General features: G+C 57.0%; 16 protein-coding genes and 1 tRNA gene. 13 read left to right on the forward strand and 4 right to left on the reverse strand.

What is annotated here, in order from left to right:
* Nucleotides 1–60: 60 nt before the first annotated feature.
* From HKX44_RS01050 to HKX44_RS01090, 9 genes are all read left to right on the forward strand, one after another.
* Complete coding sequence (locus HKX44_RS01050) at nucleotides 61–450, forward strand: 5-carboxymethyl-2-hydroxymuconate isomerase (protein WP_276149455.1); 390 nt, start codon at nucleotides 61–63, stop codon at nucleotides 448–450.
* Nucleotides 447–1,958 (forward strand): 5-carboxymethyl-2-hydroxymuconate semialdehyde dehydrogenase, encoded by a 1,512-nt coding sequence (hpaE, locus tag HKX44_RS01055; protein ID WP_276149456.1) that lies wholly within the window; start codon nucleotides 447–449, stop codon nucleotides 1,956–1,958. Before HKX44_RS01050 ends, hpaE begins: the two co-directional genes overlap by 4 nt.
* The gene (gene hpaD / locus HKX44_RS01060) at nucleotides 1,958–2,941 is read left to right on the forward strand and encodes a 3,4-dihydroxyphenylacetate 2,3-dioxygenase (protein WP_276149457.1); all 984 of its coding nucleotides are present in this window, start codon (nucleotides 1,958–1,960) and stop codon (nucleotides 2,939–2,941) included. Before hpaE ends, hpaD begins: the two co-directional genes overlap by 1 nt.
* Nucleotides 2,938–4,407, forward strand: a complete 1,470-nt coding sequence (locus tag HKX44_RS01065) for an NAD-dependent succinate-semialdehyde dehydrogenase (protein ID WP_276149458.1) — start codon at nucleotides 2,938–2,940, stop codon at nucleotides 4,405–4,407. The genes hpaD and HKX44_RS01065 overlap by 4 nt, the downstream gene beginning before the upstream one ends.
* A gap of 3 nt (nucleotides 4,408–4,410) precedes the next feature.
* Nucleotides 4,411–5,808 carry a pyridoxal-dependent decarboxylase gene (locus tag HKX44_RS01070; protein ID WP_276149459.1) on the forward strand — a complete coding sequence of 466 codons (1,398 nt, stop codon included), beginning with the start codon at nucleotides 4,411–4,413 and terminating at the stop codon, nucleotides 5,806–5,808.
* The gene (locus HKX44_RS01075; RefSeq protein WP_276149460.1) at nucleotides 5,805–6,659 is read left to right on the forward strand and encodes a fumarylacetoacetate hydrolase family protein; all 855 of its coding nucleotides are present in this window, start codon (nucleotides 5,805–5,807) and stop codon (nucleotides 6,657–6,659) included. The genes HKX44_RS01070 and HKX44_RS01075 overlap by 4 nt, the downstream gene beginning before the upstream one ends.
* Nucleotides 6,656–7,456 (forward strand): 2-oxo-hept-4-ene-1,7-dioate hydratase, encoded by an 801-nt coding sequence (gene hpaH, locus HKX44_RS01080; protein WP_276149461.1) that lies wholly within the window; start codon nucleotides 6,656–6,658, stop codon nucleotides 7,454–7,456. The genes HKX44_RS01075 and hpaH overlap by 4 nt, the downstream gene beginning before the upstream one ends.
* Nucleotides 7,457–7,467: 11 nt before the next feature.
* Complete coding sequence (locus tag HKX44_RS01085) at nucleotides 7,468–7,635, forward strand: aldolase/citrate lyase family protein (RefSeq protein ID WP_346348160.1); 168 nt, start codon at nucleotides 7,468–7,470, stop codon at nucleotides 7,633–7,635.
* A gap of 416 nt (nucleotides 7,636–8,051) precedes the next feature.
* Nucleotides 8,052–8,354, forward strand: a complete 303-nt coding sequence (locus tag HKX44_RS01090) for a hypothetical protein (protein ID WP_276149462.1) — start codon at nucleotides 8,052–8,054, stop codon at nucleotides 8,352–8,354.
* A gap of 14 nt (nucleotides 8,355–8,368) precedes the next feature.
* Here HKX44_RS01090 and HKX44_RS01095 read toward each other — a convergent pair.
* A tRNA-Cys gene (locus tag HKX44_RS01095) sits at nucleotides 8,369–8,442 on the reverse strand.
* A gap of 143 nt (nucleotides 8,443–8,585) precedes the next feature.
* Between HKX44_RS01095 and HKX44_RS01100 the strand changes: the two genes are divergently transcribed.
* The 3 genes from HKX44_RS01100 to HKX44_RS01110 all read left to right on the forward strand — a co-directional run bounded on the left by HKX44_RS01100 (nucleotide 8,586) and on the right by HKX44_RS01110 (nucleotide 12,092).
* Nucleotides 8,586–9,239 carry a protein-L-isoaspartate O-methyltransferase gene (locus tag HKX44_RS01100; RefSeq protein WP_276149463.1) on the forward strand — a complete coding sequence of 218 codons (654 nt, stop codon included), beginning with the start codon at nucleotides 8,586–8,588 and terminating at the stop codon, nucleotides 9,237–9,239.
* 98 nt (nucleotides 9,240–9,337) lie between these two features.
* Complete coding sequence (locus HKX44_RS01105) at nucleotides 9,338–10,750, forward strand: TolC family outer membrane protein (RefSeq protein WP_276150772.1); 1,413 nt, start codon at nucleotides 9,338–9,340, stop codon at nucleotides 10,748–10,750.
* Between the two features lie 73 nt (nucleotides 10,751–10,823).
* Nucleotides 10,824–12,092 (forward strand): hypothetical protein, encoded by a 1,269-nt coding sequence (locus HKX44_RS01110; RefSeq protein WP_276149464.1) that lies wholly within the window; start codon nucleotides 10,824–10,826, stop codon nucleotides 12,090–12,092.
* Between the two features lie 11 nt (nucleotides 12,093–12,103).
* Here the strand turns inward: HKX44_RS01110 and HKX44_RS01115 are convergent, their stop codons facing one another.
* Nucleotides 12,104–13,561 carry a cobyric acid synthase gene (locus HKX44_RS01115; RefSeq protein ID WP_276149465.1) on the reverse strand — a complete coding sequence of 486 codons (1,458 nt, stop codon included), beginning with the start codon at nucleotides 13,559–13,561 and terminating at the stop codon, nucleotides 12,104–12,106.
* A 160-nt stretch (nucleotides 13,562–13,721) separates the two neighbouring features.
* Nucleotides 13,722–14,042 (reverse strand): DUF6280 family protein, encoded by a 321-nt coding sequence (locus tag HKX44_RS01120; protein ID WP_276149466.1) that lies wholly within the window; start codon nucleotides 14,040–14,042, stop codon nucleotides 13,722–13,724.
* A 220-nt stretch (nucleotides 14,043–14,262) separates the two neighbouring features.
* Between HKX44_RS01120 and efp the strand changes: the two genes are divergently transcribed.
* On the forward strand, nucleotides 14,263–14,826 hold the full coding sequence (efp, locus tag HKX44_RS01125; RefSeq protein WP_276149467.1) for an elongation factor P: 564 nt from the start codon (nucleotides 14,263–14,265) through the stop codon (nucleotides 14,824–14,826).
* A gap of 100 nt (nucleotides 14,827–14,926) precedes the next feature.
* Here efp and HKX44_RS01130 read toward each other — a convergent pair whose 3' ends face one another.
* On the reverse strand, nucleotides 14,927–15,679 hold the full coding sequence (locus tag HKX44_RS01130) for a folate-binding protein (protein ID WP_276149468.1): 753 nt from the start codon (nucleotides 15,677–15,679) through the stop codon (nucleotides 14,927–14,929).
* Between the last annotated feature and the right edge of the window lie 29 nt (nucleotides 15,680–15,708).

Raw genomic sequence — 15,708 nt, forward strand, 5'->3', positions numbered from 1 at the left:
GTTGACAATGCACCTTAGCATTATTTAACTTAGCAACAATTAACATGTTAAGGAAATATCTTGCCGCACTTCCATATCGAATATTCTGCCAACCTTGAGGACGTCGTGGATATGGCCGCGCTGTGTGACGCGATCCGCGCAGAGGCGGCATTGATCGAAACTTTCCCTACACCGGGTATTCGTGTTCGGGCCACACGCGTTGATCATGTGTCGATGGCGGATGGTGACCCCAAACACGGGTTCATCGATCTGTCCGTGCGGCTGCGCGAAGGCCGCGCCGACGATGTAAAGCGCGATGCGATCACCCGTGTATTTGCTGCGCTCAAAGATTTTATGGCCCCCGCCATGGCCACCCGTTCCATCGCGCTTTCTGCTGAAATGCGCGACATTAACGCAGACCTTTCGCCAAAATTCGGCACCGTCCGCGATCATCTGGAGGATCATTCATGACCGCACTCAACGATAATATCACCAAACTGGATGGATTTCTGGAGCGGTTTCGCAAGACCGGTATTCTGAACCGCATTGGTGGTCAGGATGTGGCAGGCGGCGACGGTGTGTTTGAAAACACCTCGCCCGTGGATAAATCCGTAATTTGCGATGTGGCCCAAGGCACCGCCGATGATATTGATTCCGCTGCCAACGCCGCCCATGATGCCTTTGCTGCTTGGCGCGATATGCCCGCGCTTGAGCGTAAGAGAATTCTGATCAAGGTGGCCGAAGGCATCGAAGCGCGCGCCGAAGAAATTGCGCTGTGCGAATGCTGGGACACGGGCCAAACCTACAAATTCATGTCCAAAGCGGCGTTGCGTGGGGCCGAAAATTTCCGATATTTTGCCGATCAGGTCGTTCAGGCCCGCGATGGCCAACAGTTGCAATCACCGACGTTGATGAATGTCACAACGCGCAAACCCATTGGGCCTGTTGGTGTCATTACGCCATGGAACACGCCTTTCATGCTGTCCACATGGAAGATTGCACCGGCTTTGGCCGCGGGCTGCACCGTGGTTCACAAGCCTGCCGAAGCATCCCCGCTGACCGCGCGTTTGCTAGTCGAAATCGCCGAGGAGGCTGGCCTGCCTCCGGGTGTCTTGAACACCGTGAATGGGTTCGGCGAAGGCGCTGGCAAGGCGCTGTGCGAACATCCGAAGATCAAGGCGATTGCCTTCGTGGGCGAAAGCCGCACAGGGTCGCTGATTACACAGCAGGGTGCAGATACGCTCAAACGCAACCACCTTGAATTGGGCGGTAAGAACCCCGTCATCGTATTTGAAGATGCCGATCTGGACCGCGCTTTGGATGCGGTTATCTTTATGATCTATTCGATCAATGGTGAGCGCTGCACATCCTCCTCACGGCTGCTGATCCAAGACACGATCCGCGAGGAATTCGAGGCCAAGCTGATTGCGCGAGTCAATAACATCAAGGTTGGGCATCCTCTTGATCCAACGACGGAAATCGGCCCACTGGTCACGCAGGAACACTACGACAAAGTGTGCCGCTATTTTGACATTGCCAAGGAAGACGGCGCGACCGTGGCGGCCGGCGGTGAGAAGATCGGCGACGAAGGGTTCTTTGTCCGCCCTACGTTGTTCACCAATGCCAACAACCAGATGCGGATCGCCCAAGAAGAAATCTTTGGTCCTGTTCTGACGTCCATCCCGTTTTCAACCGAAGACGAGGCGCTGCAAATTGCGAACGACATCGACTACGGCCTGACAGGCTATGTCTGGACCAACGATCTCACCCGTGCGTTGCGGTTTACCGATCGACTTGAGGCCGGGATGATCTGGGTCAATTCCGAAAACGTCCGCCACCTGCCCACGCCCTTCGGCGGTGTAAAGGCCAGCGGCATTGGGCGGGACGGAGGCGATTGGTCGTTCGAATTCTACATGGAGCAGAAGCACATCGGCTTTGCGACCGGACAACACAAGATCACAAAACTAGGAGCCCTCTGATGCCTGTTCCCGCACCAAATCTATATCCTGATTTTAATACAATTCGTCTCAGCCATGTATGCCTAAACGTCAAAGATCTTGCCGCGTCACGCACGTTTTACACGGATATCGTTGGCCTTCAGGTTACGGATGAGTCCGACAGCCATGTGTATCTGCGGGCCATGGAAGAGCGTGGTCACCACTGCATCATCCTGCAAAAATCCGACCAGCCTGGTACGGTCGAAGTGATGGGCTTCAAGACCTTTGACGAGGCTGATCTGGACCGCGCAGAGGCCTATTTTAAATCCAAAGGCCGCCCAACGTCTTGGGTCGAACGCCCCTATCAGGGCAAAACACTCCTGACGTCCGACAATATGGGAATTCCGCTGGAATTTTACCACAAGATGGACCGGCTCGAACCGATCCACCAGAAATATGCGCTCTATCGTGGCGTGAAGCCGCTGCGGATCGACCATTTCAACTGCTTTAGCCACGACGTGGATGCGTCGGTGGATTTCTACAGCGATTTCGGGTTCCGCGTGACGGAATATACCGAAGATGACGACAGCAAAAAGCTTTGGGCTGCATGGATGCACCGCAAGGGCGGCGTGCATGATATGGCGTTTACCAACGGGACAGGGCCACGCATGCACCATGTTGCGTTCTGGGTGCCGACCCCGCTGAATATCATCGATTTGCTCGATCTGATGGCGACCACGGGCTATGTGGACAACATCGAACGCGGCCCCGGTCGCCACGGGATTTCCAACGCGTTCTTCCTTTACATTCTTGACCCTGATGGTCACCGGATTGAGATTTACTGCTCCGATTATCAGACAGTCGACCCTGATCTGGAGCCGATCAAGTGGGATTTGCAAGACCCCCAGCGCCAAACGCTTTGGGGTGCTAAGGCCCCAGAAAGCTGGTTCAAACATGGGACCGCGTTTGTTGGCGTTGATCAGAAAGACTCTGAGATAAAAGCAAGCCCGATCATTGCCCCATGACAGATTTGCATCTGAAAAATCCTGACCTGTTTCGAGAAGCGGCCCCCGTTGGGGGCCGTTGGATTGAAGCAGACGGAAACGGGATCAAAGTCACCTACCCTTCAACGGGTGCGGTTCTGGGATATGTGCCCGACCTTGGATCATCGCAGACCGAGGAGGCAATTCATGCCGCAGTATTTGCGCAAAAGAAGTGGGCCGCGCGCACCGCCAAAGACCGCAGCAACGTGCTGCGCCGCTGGTTTGATTTGATGATGGCCAATCAGGATGATCTTGGCCGTATCCTGACCGCCGAACAAGGCAAACCGCTGGCTGAAGCCAAGGGCGAGATCGCCTATGGTGCGTCCTTCATCGAATGGTTCGCCGAAGAAGCCCACCGCGCATACGGCGACATCACCCCGGGCCATGCACCCGACAAACGTATTCTGACCGTCAAACAACCCATCGGCGTTGTCGCCGCAATCACGCCGTGGAATTTCCCCAATGCGATGATTGCTCGCAAGGCCGCCTCTGCATTTGCGGCGGGCTGCGCAATGGTCCTCAAGCCGTCAGAACTCACCCCGTTTTCCGCCATCGCTATGGCGGTTTTGGGCGAAGAGGCGGGCCTGCCTACTGGTTTGTTTTCGATCATTACCGGCGATGCCGCAACCATCGGCAAGGTCATGACCGACAGCCCTGTCGTTCGCAAACTGACGTTCACGGGGTCCACGGGCGTCGGCGCGAAACTTTATGCGCAATGCGCACCAACGATCAAGAAACTTGGGCTTGAGCTGGGAGGCAACGCGCCTTTCATTGTCTTTGACGACGCCGATTTGGATGCCGCTGTCGAAGGCGCTATCGTCGCAAAGTTCCGCAACAACGGCCAAACCTGCGTCTGCGCGAACCGTATCTACGTTCAAGCAGGCGTTTACGACGCCTTCGCCGACAAACTTGCCACGAAGGTTGCGTCACTACCGACAGGGGATGGATTTAACGACGGGACGGTCTTCGGCCCCCTGATCAATGATGCAGCAGTCGCCAAGGTTAAGGATCATATCAAAGACGCAACTTCCAAGGGGGCCGTTGTCCTTTTGGGTGGAAAGGCAAATGAATTGGGTGGCACTTTCTTCGAACCCACCATTCTGACGGATGTCACGTTTGAAATGGCCTTCGCTTCCGAAGAGACCTTTGGTCCGGTTGCACCGCTGTTCAAATTCAAATCCGAGGCACAGGTTATCGACGCCGCAAATGACACTGATTTTGGGCTCGCGTCCTATTTCTACAGTAAGGACCACGCCCGCGTCTGGCGCGTATCCGAAGCGCTGGATTATGGCATGGTCGGCGTGAACACGGGCTTGATTTCCACCGCAGAAGCACCTTTTGGGGGTGTCAAAGCATCCGGGCTTGGCCGCGAAGGGTCGCGCCATGGCCTCGATGACTTCATGGAGCTGAAGTACATCTGTATGGGCGGGATCGAGGCTGCGGAGTAACAAATGGATTGGGACGAGTTCACACATTGGGGCAAGCATATATCGGACTGGGGTGCGCAGTATCACAAAACGCTGCGCGACCGCCCCGTGCGCGCTCAAACGAAAGCAGGTGAGATTGCGGCGCAGGTTCAGCCCACGCCCCCTGACGCTGGCGAAGATATGGCGACAATCCTGCGCGATTTTGAAACCATCGTGATGCCGGGAATAACCCATTGGCAGCACCCACGTTTCTTCGCCTACTTCCCTGCCAACGCCAGCCCTCCGTCGATGCTGGCCGAACAGCTGGTCAACACTGTCGCCGCGCAGTGTATGTTGTGGCAAACATCCCCCGCCGCAACCGAGATCGAAGGCGTAATGGTTGATTGGCTGCGCCAAGCGCTTGGGTTGGCCGACGGGTTTACCGGCGTCATCCAAGACAGCGCATCATCTGCAACATTGTCCGCCGTGTTGACCATGCGGGAACGGGCGACCGGATTTACGGGCAACAGGGATGGGTTGGCGAACAAAGGCAATCTGCGCATTTACTGTTCGGATCAGGTACATTCGTCCATTGACCGCGCCTGTTGGGTCGCGGGGATCGGGCAGTTTAATCTGGTTAAGATACCGACTGTGGAGCCGCACTACGGCATCGACACAGCCGCGTTGGACCACGCGATCCGTGATGACATTGCCGCTGGACATACTCCGGCAGGTATTATCGCAATCACGGGTGGAACGGGCATTGGTGCATCCGATGATCTGGGCAGTGTCGCGAAGATCGCGCAGACCCATGATCTTTACACACATCTTGATGCGGCTTGGGCGGGGTCTGCGATGATCTGTCCTGAATTTCGTGATCTATTTTGGGACGGTGCCGATCTGTTCGACAGTATCGTGTTCAATCCACACAAATGGCTCGGGGCGCAGTTTGATTGTTCTGTCCAGTTCTTGCACGAAGCGACACCGCAGCTGAACACTCTTAAGATCGAACCTGAATACCTCAAGACCACAGGCGATGCGGTCACCAATTATTCTGAATGGACAATCCCGCTGGGCCGGCGTTTCCGAGCGCTGAAAATCTGGTTCCTGATCCGGTCTTACGGGCTGGACGGGCTGCGCACACGCATCCGCAATCACGTCGCTTGGGCCCATGAGCTGTGCGAAGAAATCCGCGCGCTCGACGGGTTTGAAATCGCCAGTGAACCGATCCTGAGCCTGTTTTCCTTTCGCTGCCCTGGTGATGATTTGATGCAGCAACGACTGGTGGACGCGCTGAATGATGATGGGCGAATTTACCTGACCCAAGGATCGTTTCAGGGTCGTAAAGTAATCCGCTTTCAGGTGGGGCAGTTCGATACGACACGCGATGATGTGATGATGGCCAAGGCCGTGATCCAAGACGTAATGGAGAAGATAACATGAAATTTGCTACATATTCAGCGGGCGGCCAGATCCACTATGGGGCTGTCACGGATGAGGGAATGATCGCATTGGACGGCGCGCATCCGCAATGGCCTACACTGCTGGACGTGGTTCGGGCCAATGGACTGGATACACTGGCGAGTGCCGCGCAGGGCCAGCCTGTCACGCACACCGACTTTACGTTTGAAATGGTGCTGCCCAATGCGCCGCGTATCCTATGCGTTGGCGTGAATTTCCCGGATCGGAATGCGGAATATAAAGACGGATCAGAGCAACCCAAATACATGTCGCTGTTTCCACGTTTTGCCAGCGGATTTACCGGCCACAATCGCCCGCTGATCCGCCCGCCGGAAAACGAAACGCTCGATTACGAAGGCGAAGTCGCGATTGTGATCGGCAAGGCGGGCCGCCGCATTTCGCAGGCGGACGCTTACGATCATATCGCAGCCCTGACCCTGTGTAACGAAGGCACGATCCGCGACTGGGTTCGTCACGCAAAATTCAACGTCACACAAGGCAAGAACTGGGACAATTCTGGGTCTATCGGTCCGTGGTTGGTACCGTTCAAGGATGCCGCCCAGTTGGACGACGCCCGTATCCTTACCCGCGTCAACGGCGAAGTGCGCCAAGACGATGTGCTGTCCCGCATGATGCACCCGATCCGCCGAGAGATCGAATATATCTCGACGTTCATGACGCTACAGCCCGGTGATATCATCGTCACAGGTACGCCCACAGGGTCCGGCGCACGCCTTGATCCGCCGCAATACCTGAAACCCGGTGATGTGGTCGAGGTTGAGGTGAACGGCATCGGCACCCTGCGCAACACGGTTGAGGATGAACGCCCATGACGCCGCAAGATCACGCGCAAGCCGCCGCCGATCTTCTAGCGGCAGAGAAGTCAGGTGAGCAAATCGGCCTATTGACCAAATCTCACCCTGAAATGGGGATGGACGATGCCTATGCTGTGCAAAACGCGATTTACCGCGCCAAGCTGGCCGAGGGACGCAGCGTAATCGGTTGGAAGATCGGGCTGACGTCCAAGGCGATGCAATATGCGCTCAACATCGACATTCCTGACAGCGGTATCCTGTTCGACGATATGGCGTTCGATCACGGGGCGACGGTTCCGGCGGGCCGGTTCATCCAGCCGCGCATTGAGGCAGAGATCGCCTTTGTCTTAAAGTCACCGCTTGGCGGCGCAGACGTCACCCGCGCCGATGTCATCGCGGCCACGGATTATGTCGCGCCGTCCATTGAGATCCTCGACACGCGCATTTTGCGGGCCGATCCTGACACGGGTGCCACCCGCAAGGTGTTTGACACCATCAGCGACAATGCCGCCAATGCTGGCGTCGTTCTGGGGCCACAAAAACACGCGATTGATGCCTTCGATTTGCGCTGGGTCGGGGCAATCACGTCTCGTAATGGTGAAGTTGAGGAAACCGGTCTTGGGGCAGGGGTTCTCAACGACCCCATCGAAAGCGTCGTTTGGCTGGCGCGTCGTATGGCGCAATACGGCCAAAGCATCGAACCCGGTCAGATCATTCTGTCGGGCAGTTTCATTCGTCCCGTCGAATGCCCCTCAGGGGCGCAAATCAACGCCGACTTTGGCAGTTTCGGCCACGTCGACATTTCATTCGCTTAAAGGAAAAGGCCATGCCCGCACCGCACAATCTGTTCAAACACGCCATCGCCAAAGGTGAATTGCAACTTGGCTGCTGGATGGGTCTTGCCGATCCCTACATCGCCGAAATCTCGGCGGGGGCGGGGTTTGATTGGCTGTTGATCGACGGCGAACAAGCGCGAGGCGGCGGCGGAGGTTGAAGATCTTGAAGCTGAGAAGATCTTGGCGGCCTATTGCCAGATGATGATGTGATCGAAGCGCGAGAAGGAAAACTGCTATCCCGAATGCACCGCTAGGGGCGAAAAATCTCAGGACCGGTGGCCGGATCGTCCGGGCTGGGAAGTTCCTGCTCAAACCGTTGAAACACTTGCGAACGCATGTGGCGGCAGCGCCCAGTGTCATAAAAAGTATGAATATTTAAGCGTCAGTTTAGGGACGCGCGATATGCCGGTAGATCAATATCGCGCTCTTAACAGTCTGGCAGAGCTTGTCGAACAGGTCAGCGACACAGAGCATCATGGTGAGCAATCAACAGTTCATTGGATTCGCAGTGTTCTTGGCCAGAGTATAACCTAAAGTTCGATTGGGTGACCTTCGACCATATCATTGATCATGCATGATCGTCGCAGCCATTGCGACAAACCGATCGTTCGTAGATCTTGCGGGGAGGCTCCAAGATACGCGCGGTACAGCGGCCACACGGCTTCTAAGAGCAGGCCTGGGGCTCAACCAAATCGCAAATCACATGGGTTGGTCGCTTCGCTACGCCGCCGCAGTCATCGAACATTATGCCGCCGTTTCGCCTGCTGAAAGCGCGGAAGTCCTCGACTTACTGCAGCGCGAAAAGCAGCGCCGCGAGGGCAAAACTGTAAACGCTATTGTAAACGACCCCGATGGGGCAATTAAAGGAGAGAGCTAAGTGATTGATTTTATTGGAGGCGAGTACCGGAATCGAACCGGTGTACACGGATTTGCAATCCGCTGCGTAACCACTCCGCCAACTCGCCGACCAGTGGTTTTTGCTTGCTAACCGATCAGCTTTGCCGCTGCAAGCCGTATGATGCGCGAAAGTGAACCAAGTGGGCGTTGCTGAGCGCTGCGGGATGTGGCACATCTGGGGAAATAGAATCTGAACGGATGAGTTTACCAAATGAGTGATTTCACCGCCCGACGCATTATGATGGTCGATACACAGGTCCGGCCTTCGGATGTAACGAAGTTCCCGATCATTGACGCCATGCTGAGCGTCCCGCGCGAAGCTTTCGTGCCTGCCGCCAGCCGCGAGGCCGCCTATGTGGGCGAAAATCTTGTGCTGGGCCAGGGGCGTGTCCTGCTTGAGCCGCGTACATTGGCCAAGATGCTGGATGTACTGGCCATCACAAATGACGAGCTGGTCCTCGATGTCGGTTGTGCAATGGGATATTCTGCGGCGGTTATTGCCCATATGGCCGAAGCGGTTGTCGCCGTTGAAGAAGACGAGGCGATGGCTCAGGAAGCTGTCGAGACCCTGATGCAGGAAGGTGTGGACAATGTCATCGTGCATACCGGCGCACTTGCCGAGGGTGCAGCCGGACACGGACCATACGACGTGATTGTCATCGAAGGCGGGGTAAGCGATGTTCCGCCGGCGCTTCTGGAGCAACTCAAAGACGGCGGTCGCATCGCGGCACTCTTTATGGAGGGCGAGCTGGGTGAGGTGCGTATTGGCCACAAGCGCGGCGGGCAAATCAGCTGGCGGATGGCTTTCAACGCGGCTGCGCCGGTGCTTGACGGCTTTAAAGCCAAGGTCGCATTCCAACTTTGAAATCGACTTAGACAGTCATGCCGTCTGCCGGGGGCAGGCGGCGATTAAACAGTAAAAAGGTCACGAGACCCATGCAGATCGAAAAAATGCCCCTCGGAATGCGCCGACTGGCCAAGACTTGTACAATCGGCGTTGTCGCGCTTGGAATGGCGGTGGTTTCCCCACGCGTGGCAAGTGCGGAAACGCTGGCGGATGCTTTGGTTGGGGCCTACACCCATTCTGGCCTGTTGGATCAGAACCGCGCCCTGCTGCGGGCCGCTGATGAAGATGTGGCAAGTGCCGTTTCCACGCTGAAACCGGTGGTGCGCTGGTCTGCGGGGCTTACCCAGAATTTTGGCAAAGTGCGCACAGGCGCGTCCCCTGTGACCATCGACAACGATGATCTGACCGCCGCACTCAGCTTGGCAGCCGAACTTGTGCTTTACGATTTTGGCGCGCGCCAGCTGCGTGTCGAGGCGGCCAAGGAAACCGTCCTTGCCACCCGCGAAGCGCTGATTGACATCGAACAACAGGTGCTGCTGCGTGCGATCCGTGCCTATATGGGCGTCATCGAAGCCTCGGAATTCGTAGCTTTGCGCCAGAACAACGTGCGTCTGCTGACGCAGGAATTGCGCGCCGCACAGGACCGTTTCGAAGTCGGTGAAGTAACCCGCACAGATGTGGCGCTGGCACAGGCGCAACTGGCGCAGGCCCGCAGCGGACTGGCGTCGGCACAGGGTTCACTGGTCTCCGCCAACGAGGAATACCGCAACGTCATCGGGCGCAAACCCGGACGTTTGCGCCAACCGCCCAGCGTACCTGCTGTCGAACCAAGCGTGAAGAAGGCCAAGGCAATCGCCGTGCGCCGGCATCCTTCAATGCTCGGGGCCCAGCATCAGGTGGCAGCAGCCGATCTTCTGGTGCGTGCGACCGAAGCAGGTATGAAACCGCAGATCAGCCTGAACGGGCGTCTGGGGATTACTGAAAACCTTGGAACCAGTGAATTCAACCGTGGTGGGTCTATCGGTCTTCAGGCGGGACAAACGATTTATCAGGGTGGGGCGCTGTCCTCTGCCAACCGTCAGGCGAAAGCCCGGGCCGATGCGCAGCGGGGCAACCTTCATGTGGTGCGTCACAGCGTCCAGCAGAGTGTTGGCAACGCCTATGCACAGTTGGACACCGTCAAGGCACAGCTTGCCGCTTCGGAACGTCAGGTGCGTGCCGCAAGTATCGCGTTTCGTGGTATCCGCGAAGAGGCGACGTTAGGCGCGCGGACCACGCTGGACGTTCTGGATGCAGAGCAGTCGTTGCTGGATGCGCGGTCCTTGCAGGTTTCGGCGCGGGTCAGCGTCTATGTCGCGGCCTATAATATTCTGCTGTCGACTGGACGTCTCACCGCCAAGGATCTGCGGCTGCCAGTACAAATTTATGATCCGGCTGAATATTATAATCTGGTCAAGGACAGCCCGGCAAAGAGATCGAAACAGGGCAAGAAGCTGGACCGTGTTTTGCGGGCACTGCAAAAAGACTGACAATTTTCTGCGACCCATTGTGTGAAGCTCTATCTGGAGTTAGCCTGCACACGAGAAAAGAGTGGTAAATTCAATGTCCGACCCGGTTACAAATGCTGAGGTAGAGGATGTCCTGTCCTCGATCCGTCGTCTGGTATCAGAAGACAACCGTCCTGTTCAAATTTCCAAGGTTGATTCAAACGGTGCCTCTTCAGGTCGGCACGTTGATTCGGCGCGGCCCCAGCCGATGACCGACCGGTTGGTTCTTACCCCGGCCTTGCGGGTGAGTGAATCGCCGGAAGAAGAACCGGTCTCAGAAACGGCGCGTAAAGCAGACAGCGGTAGCGGTGCCAGTATTGATGATCTGGTTACAGATGACATGCCGCTGGATATTTTTGCCCCGCGCGTACTGCCGCAGGAACAATCTCAGCAAGACGATGCTGGCACAGAGCTTTTTGATGATGTGACAGCGGACGGGGCACTTGATGACCCTGCACAGGATTATTCAACCGACCCCTATCATTTTGACGATGACGCCGATCCGGATGGCGATGGCACCACAACGCATATCGACTTCGGCGGCAGCCAGGACCATCGCGCGGATGAACCGCAGGATCAGGATGCCGTATTGCACCTGTCGCCAACTGCGGCTTTTAACAAAACTTCGTTAGCGGGGCAGGGGGATGCACCCCAGCATGCTGCGCATGAACAGTTGGCATCTGACGTGGCGCAGGACGACACCGCAGATACCGCTTCGATACGGTCCGAGCCGCTTGCGCTTGATCCGTCGATGTCATCGGATAAGTCTGTTGCACTAACCGCCAAAATCGCCGCGCTGGAAACGGCCATCGGCCAGATTTCCGATACTTGGGAGCCTGACGATGCGGGTGACGGTGATTATGCAGGTAGCGAAGCTGCGGCGATGCAGTGGGAAGATGATCCCGCTGCCTCGAAAGCTGCGGATGAACCGGTCGCAGCCCCAGAAGCCGCCGCCTTAGAACCGGCAGATCCTGAGCTGGAAGCCGAAGAACAGGGCGAAACCCTTGAGGTGATGGAAGCCCAGCTTGAAGAGTTTTTTGCCAAATCAGAGACGGCCAAGCGGACGGAAGAACCTGCGTCGCCCGCGCCGGAGACATCCGCCACAGAAGAAACCGCTGCCGAAGACACCACTCCGCCTGAGGCAGACAGTTTTGCCTACTCAGCCGAGGAACAGTTGATTGATGAAGAGGCGCTGCGCGATCTGGTTTCGGAAATCGTACGGGCGGAACTTCAGGGTGCGCTGGGTGAACGGATCACCCGTAATGTGCGCAAACTGGTACGGCGCGAAATCCATCGCGCATTGGCCGCCCAAGAGCTGGAATAGGGGCAGCCCCCTTAAACTTCGCCTGCCAGTTCAAGCATCAGATCAATGTCGAAGTATTTTTCGACATGATCGGCCAGCGCGTCCAGCGTCTCTTCGACGCCCTCGTCAAACCGCAGCGATGATCCCGCACCGAGTTCGGCCAGAAATGCCGCCCGAAACGGGTCAGAGCTGAACAGCCCGTGCATGTAACACCCTTGAACCGCGCCGTTCCGGCTGGTGGCCCCTTCGGGTTTGTCGTCAAATTGCAGCCACGGGCGTGCCGTGTCCGCCCCAGAGGTTTCGCCGATGTGAATTTCATACCCTGACAGGGCTGTTCCGCTTGCCGGGTGGGTGCCATGTTTCTCGGACAGGTGTTTGATTGGTGCCATCACGGTCTCTACGTCCAGATGGCCCAACCCTGCAACGGTTGACGGGGCTCCTTCGATGCCATGCGGATCGGCGATACTGTTGCCCAGCATTTGATATCCGCCGCAGACTCCTAAAACCTGGCCGCCGCGCCGGATATGTGCCGCGATATCAATGTCCCAGCCTTCGGCGCGCAGGGCGGCGAGATCAGCAATTGTCGCCTTGCTGCCGGTCAGGACAATCAGATCGGCATCGGCGGGCAGGGGGGTGCCGGGCATGATGATACGCAGGTCAACACCGGGTTCGGCGGCCAGTGGGTCAAGGTCGTCAAAGTTTGAGATACGTGGCAGTCGTGGCACGGCAATGACACAGCCCGATCCGTCCGAGTGTGCGCGCGCGGGCAGGTCCATCACATCTTCGGCAGGCAGACGGTGCGCAGCGTCAAACCACGGGATCACCCCCAGACTTGGCCAGCCGGTGCGCTGCGCGATGTCGTCACGCCCTGCATCGAACAGGCTGCGGTCACCGCGAAACTTGTTGACGGCAAAACCGCGAACCTGCCGGTTATCGTTTGCATCCATTACCGCTTGGGTGCCGACGATCTGTGCAATTACGCCACCCCGGTCAATGTCACCCATCAGGATTACGGGCACTGTGGCCGTTGTTGCGAAACCCATGTTTGCAATGTCGCCACTGCGCAAATTGGTTTCCGCAGGGCTGCCCGCACCTTCGATGACGATCAGATCACATTGGCGGGCCAACCGGTGAAAGGACTCCAGCACCGAGGGCATCAATGCGGTCTTACTCTTGCCAAAGGCCGCAGCCTCCTGATGGCCGGCAATACGGCCCTGCACGATCACCTGCGCCCCGGTTGCCGACTGGGGTTTCAACAACACCGGGTTCATATCTGTATGCGGGGCAACGCCGGCAGCACGGGCCTGCAACGCCTGCGCGCGCCCGATTTCCCCACCGTCCGCTGTTACCGCCGCATTGTTCGACATGTTCTGTGGTTTGAAAGGGCGCACGGCCATGCCGCGCCGTACACAGGCGCGGATGATGCCTGCGACAATCATGGATTTGCCGACATTGCTGCCGGTGCCCTGGATCATGATGGCTTTGGTCATCGGTGGCCCCCGTCTGGTTTCCGGGCAAACTGGCGTAGTTTTAGACGGTGCGAAAGGGGGCAGATGCGTGCCGGTGCTGCAAATCGACGTAATCCCTTGCGGCAACAAAAAAACGCAGCCCAAGGGCTGCGTCCATTGTCCCAGAAAGTGGGATATTTGATCAGGCGGCTTCGGCCTGTTGTGCGGCGTTGCGCCGCTCGGATTCTTCACGGGACAGAGCAACAGAGGTGCGCACACCTTTGCCAACAAAGTCCATCAACCCGGATACTACGCGCTCGTTCGGGTCAATACCTGCACAGCTCAAAACTTCACGGCCATCGCGGGAACGTGCCCAGCGGGCGATCTGCTCGGGGCCGTTGCCATACTTCTTGTCATCTGCAATCGCATCGTCCAGCGCGGCAAGTACCACAGCTGCGAAAAGCTTGCGGGCGCGGTTGCCTTGCTCGTTATTGAAAGCGGTGCCGTCAACGAAATCTCTCAACTCGTCGTCCTTTCGGTTATTCTTGCTCTTGTCATTCGGGCTTGGCGTTCCTTATGAAACAAAACTATCGATTCGGATATAGCCCAATCACATAGCAGCCATGCTGTCAGCGCATATCTTAGGGGGTTGGCCCGCGATATTTCGTGCGCTTGCAGGGTGCCGCTACGCCAGATATAGGGTGAGCTATCCTTTCATCAACCTTTTGCCTTGGTTTTGCCTCATGCCTAAAATTAACGGAAACGAGATTCGCCCCGGAAACGTTCTGGAGCATAACGGCGGCCTTTGGGCTGCGGTCAAAGTGGACCACGTAAAGCCCGGAAAGGGCGGTGCCTTTGCCCAGGTCGAGATGCGCAACCTGCGCAACGGATCGAAATTGAACGAACGTTTTCGCTCTGCCGACAAGGTCGAGAAGGTGCGTCTGGAACAAAAAGATCAGCAATTCTTGTATGAAGACAGTGGGATGCTGGTTTTGATGGACACTGACACCTACGATCAGGTGCAGCTGCCGTCGGAACTTCTGGGCGAGCGTCGCCCGTTCCTTCAGGATGGTATGATGGTTGTCGTCGAGTATCACGAGGACGAAGCTTTGAACGCCTCCTTGCCGCAGAAAGTGGTTTGCAAGATTGCCGAGACGGAGCCGGTGGTCAAAGGCCAGACAGCAGCGAATTCTTTCAAACCCGCCATTCTGGACAATGGTGTTAAGGTTTCAGTGCCGCCTTTCGTGGGTCAGGACGAAGATATCGTCGTAAACACAGAGACCATGGAATACGTTGAGCGCGCCTGATTTTGGTCCGCTAAACTGATCACAGATTACGCAACGTAATCTACTGTTATCATTGGGAAAGCCCCGATTGCGATTGCCGCAGCGGGGCTTTTGCACAAGTTTAGGTACTTTTCGTCGGCGCTGCCCATGTGACCTGCGCTGATTCCGCCGTCATTGGGCCTGTGGCGCGGTCAAAGCGCAGGTAGGCAATGCCTTTGCCGCCAGACTGGGTGAACAACCTACCGGCAGATTTACCGTTTGCGATCAACTCTGTCCCGATGGGGGCCTCTCCCCCCACATCAACCTGCGCCAAACCTTTGCGCAGCTCGGTCTTGTGTTTCATCCGGGCGGTTACTTCCTGACCAACATAACACCCCTTGCGGAAATCGACCCCGTTCAACCGCTCGAAGCCGGCTTCGAGGATGAAGGTATCGGGCGTCAGTTCCACCATGGTTTCCGGCACAAGATGCGCCACCCTCAACGCGTCCCAGTCCACAGTGTCAACGGTCTGGGCCGCGGCGCGATAGGCGCGCCAGCCCAGTTCCGGTACCCGCGGGTCCGTAAACCCGTCCTCGGGCGTTTCATCCATCCCACGATGCAGGTGCAATCCGCTGGCTTCAATTGTTACCGCTGCACGCAGTTTGTACATGCCCAGCCGCTGAGCAAGCATGTCACCCAGTGTTTCAGCCACATCCAGCAGGACATCATCCCCGTCAGGGATCAAGAAGAAATCGGCCAGATATTTGCCCTGCGGCGTCAGCATCGCGGCATAGACCGCACCGGTGGACAGCTTGCCCACATCATTGCTGACCAGCCCTTGCAGGAAGTCGTGGGTATCGGCACCGGTCAGGCGCAGAATACGGCGGTTGGTCATGGGTGCTGTCCTTTCGAGGTGCAGATGCG

This window comes from Sulfitobacter sp. M05, assembly GCF_029285175.1.
Taxonomy (GTDB): domain Bacteria; phylum Pseudomonadota; class Alphaproteobacteria; order Rhodobacterales; family Rhodobacteraceae; genus Sulfitobacter.

Excerpts from the sequence above, each read along its gene's own strand:
- HKX44_RS01085 (WP_346348160.1), top strand. The coding sequence starts at position 7,468 with ATGCCCGCACCGCACAATCTGTTCAAACACGCCATCGCCAAAGGTGAA.
- HKX44_RS01090 (WP_276149462.1), top strand. The coding sequence starts at position 8,052 with ATGATCGTCGCAGCCATTGCGACAAACCGATCGTTCGTAGATCTTGCG.
- HKX44_RS01115 (WP_276149465.1), bottom strand. The coding sequence starts at position 13,561 with ATGACCAAAGCCATCATGATCCAGGGCACCGGCAGCAATGTCGGCAAA.
- efp (WP_276149467.1), top strand. The coding sequence starts at position 14,263 with ATGCCTAAAATTAACGGAAACGAGATTCGCCCCGGAAACGTTCTGGAG.
- hpaH (WP_276149461.1), top strand. The coding sequence starts at position 6,656 with ATGACGCCGCAAGATCACGCGCAAGCCGCCGCCGATCTTCTAGCGGCA.
- HKX44_RS01075 (WP_276149460.1), top strand. The coding sequence starts at position 5,805 with ATGAAATTTGCTACATATTCAGCGGGCGGCCAGATCCACTATGGGGCT.
- HKX44_RS01070 (WP_276149459.1), top strand. The coding sequence starts at position 4,411 with ATGGATTGGGACGAGTTCACACATTGGGGCAAGCATATATCGGACTGG.
- HKX44_RS01065 (WP_276149458.1), top strand. The coding sequence starts at position 2,938 with ATGACAGATTTGCATCTGAAAAATCCTGACCTGTTTCGAGAAGCGGCC.
- hpaE (WP_276149456.1), top strand. The coding sequence starts at position 447 with ATGACCGCACTCAACGATAATATCACCAAACTGGATGGATTTCTGGAG.
- HKX44_RS01105 (WP_276150772.1), top strand. The coding sequence starts at position 9,338 with ATGCGCCGACTGGCCAAGACTTGTACAATCGGCGTTGTCGCGCTTGGA.
- HKX44_RS01100 (WP_276149463.1), top strand. The coding sequence starts at position 8,586 with ATGAGTGATTTCACCGCCCGACGCATTATGATGGTCGATACACAGGTC.
- HKX44_RS01110 (WP_276149464.1), top strand. The coding sequence starts at position 10,824 with ATGTCCGACCCGGTTACAAATGCTGAGGTAGAGGATGTCCTGTCCTCG.
- hpaD (WP_276149457.1), top strand. The coding sequence starts at position 1,958 with ATGCCTGTTCCCGCACCAAATCTATATCCTGATTTTAATACAATTCGT.
- HKX44_RS01130 (WP_276149468.1), bottom strand. The coding sequence starts at position 15,679 with ATGACCAACCGCCGTATTCTGCGCCTGACCGGTGCCGATACCCACGAC.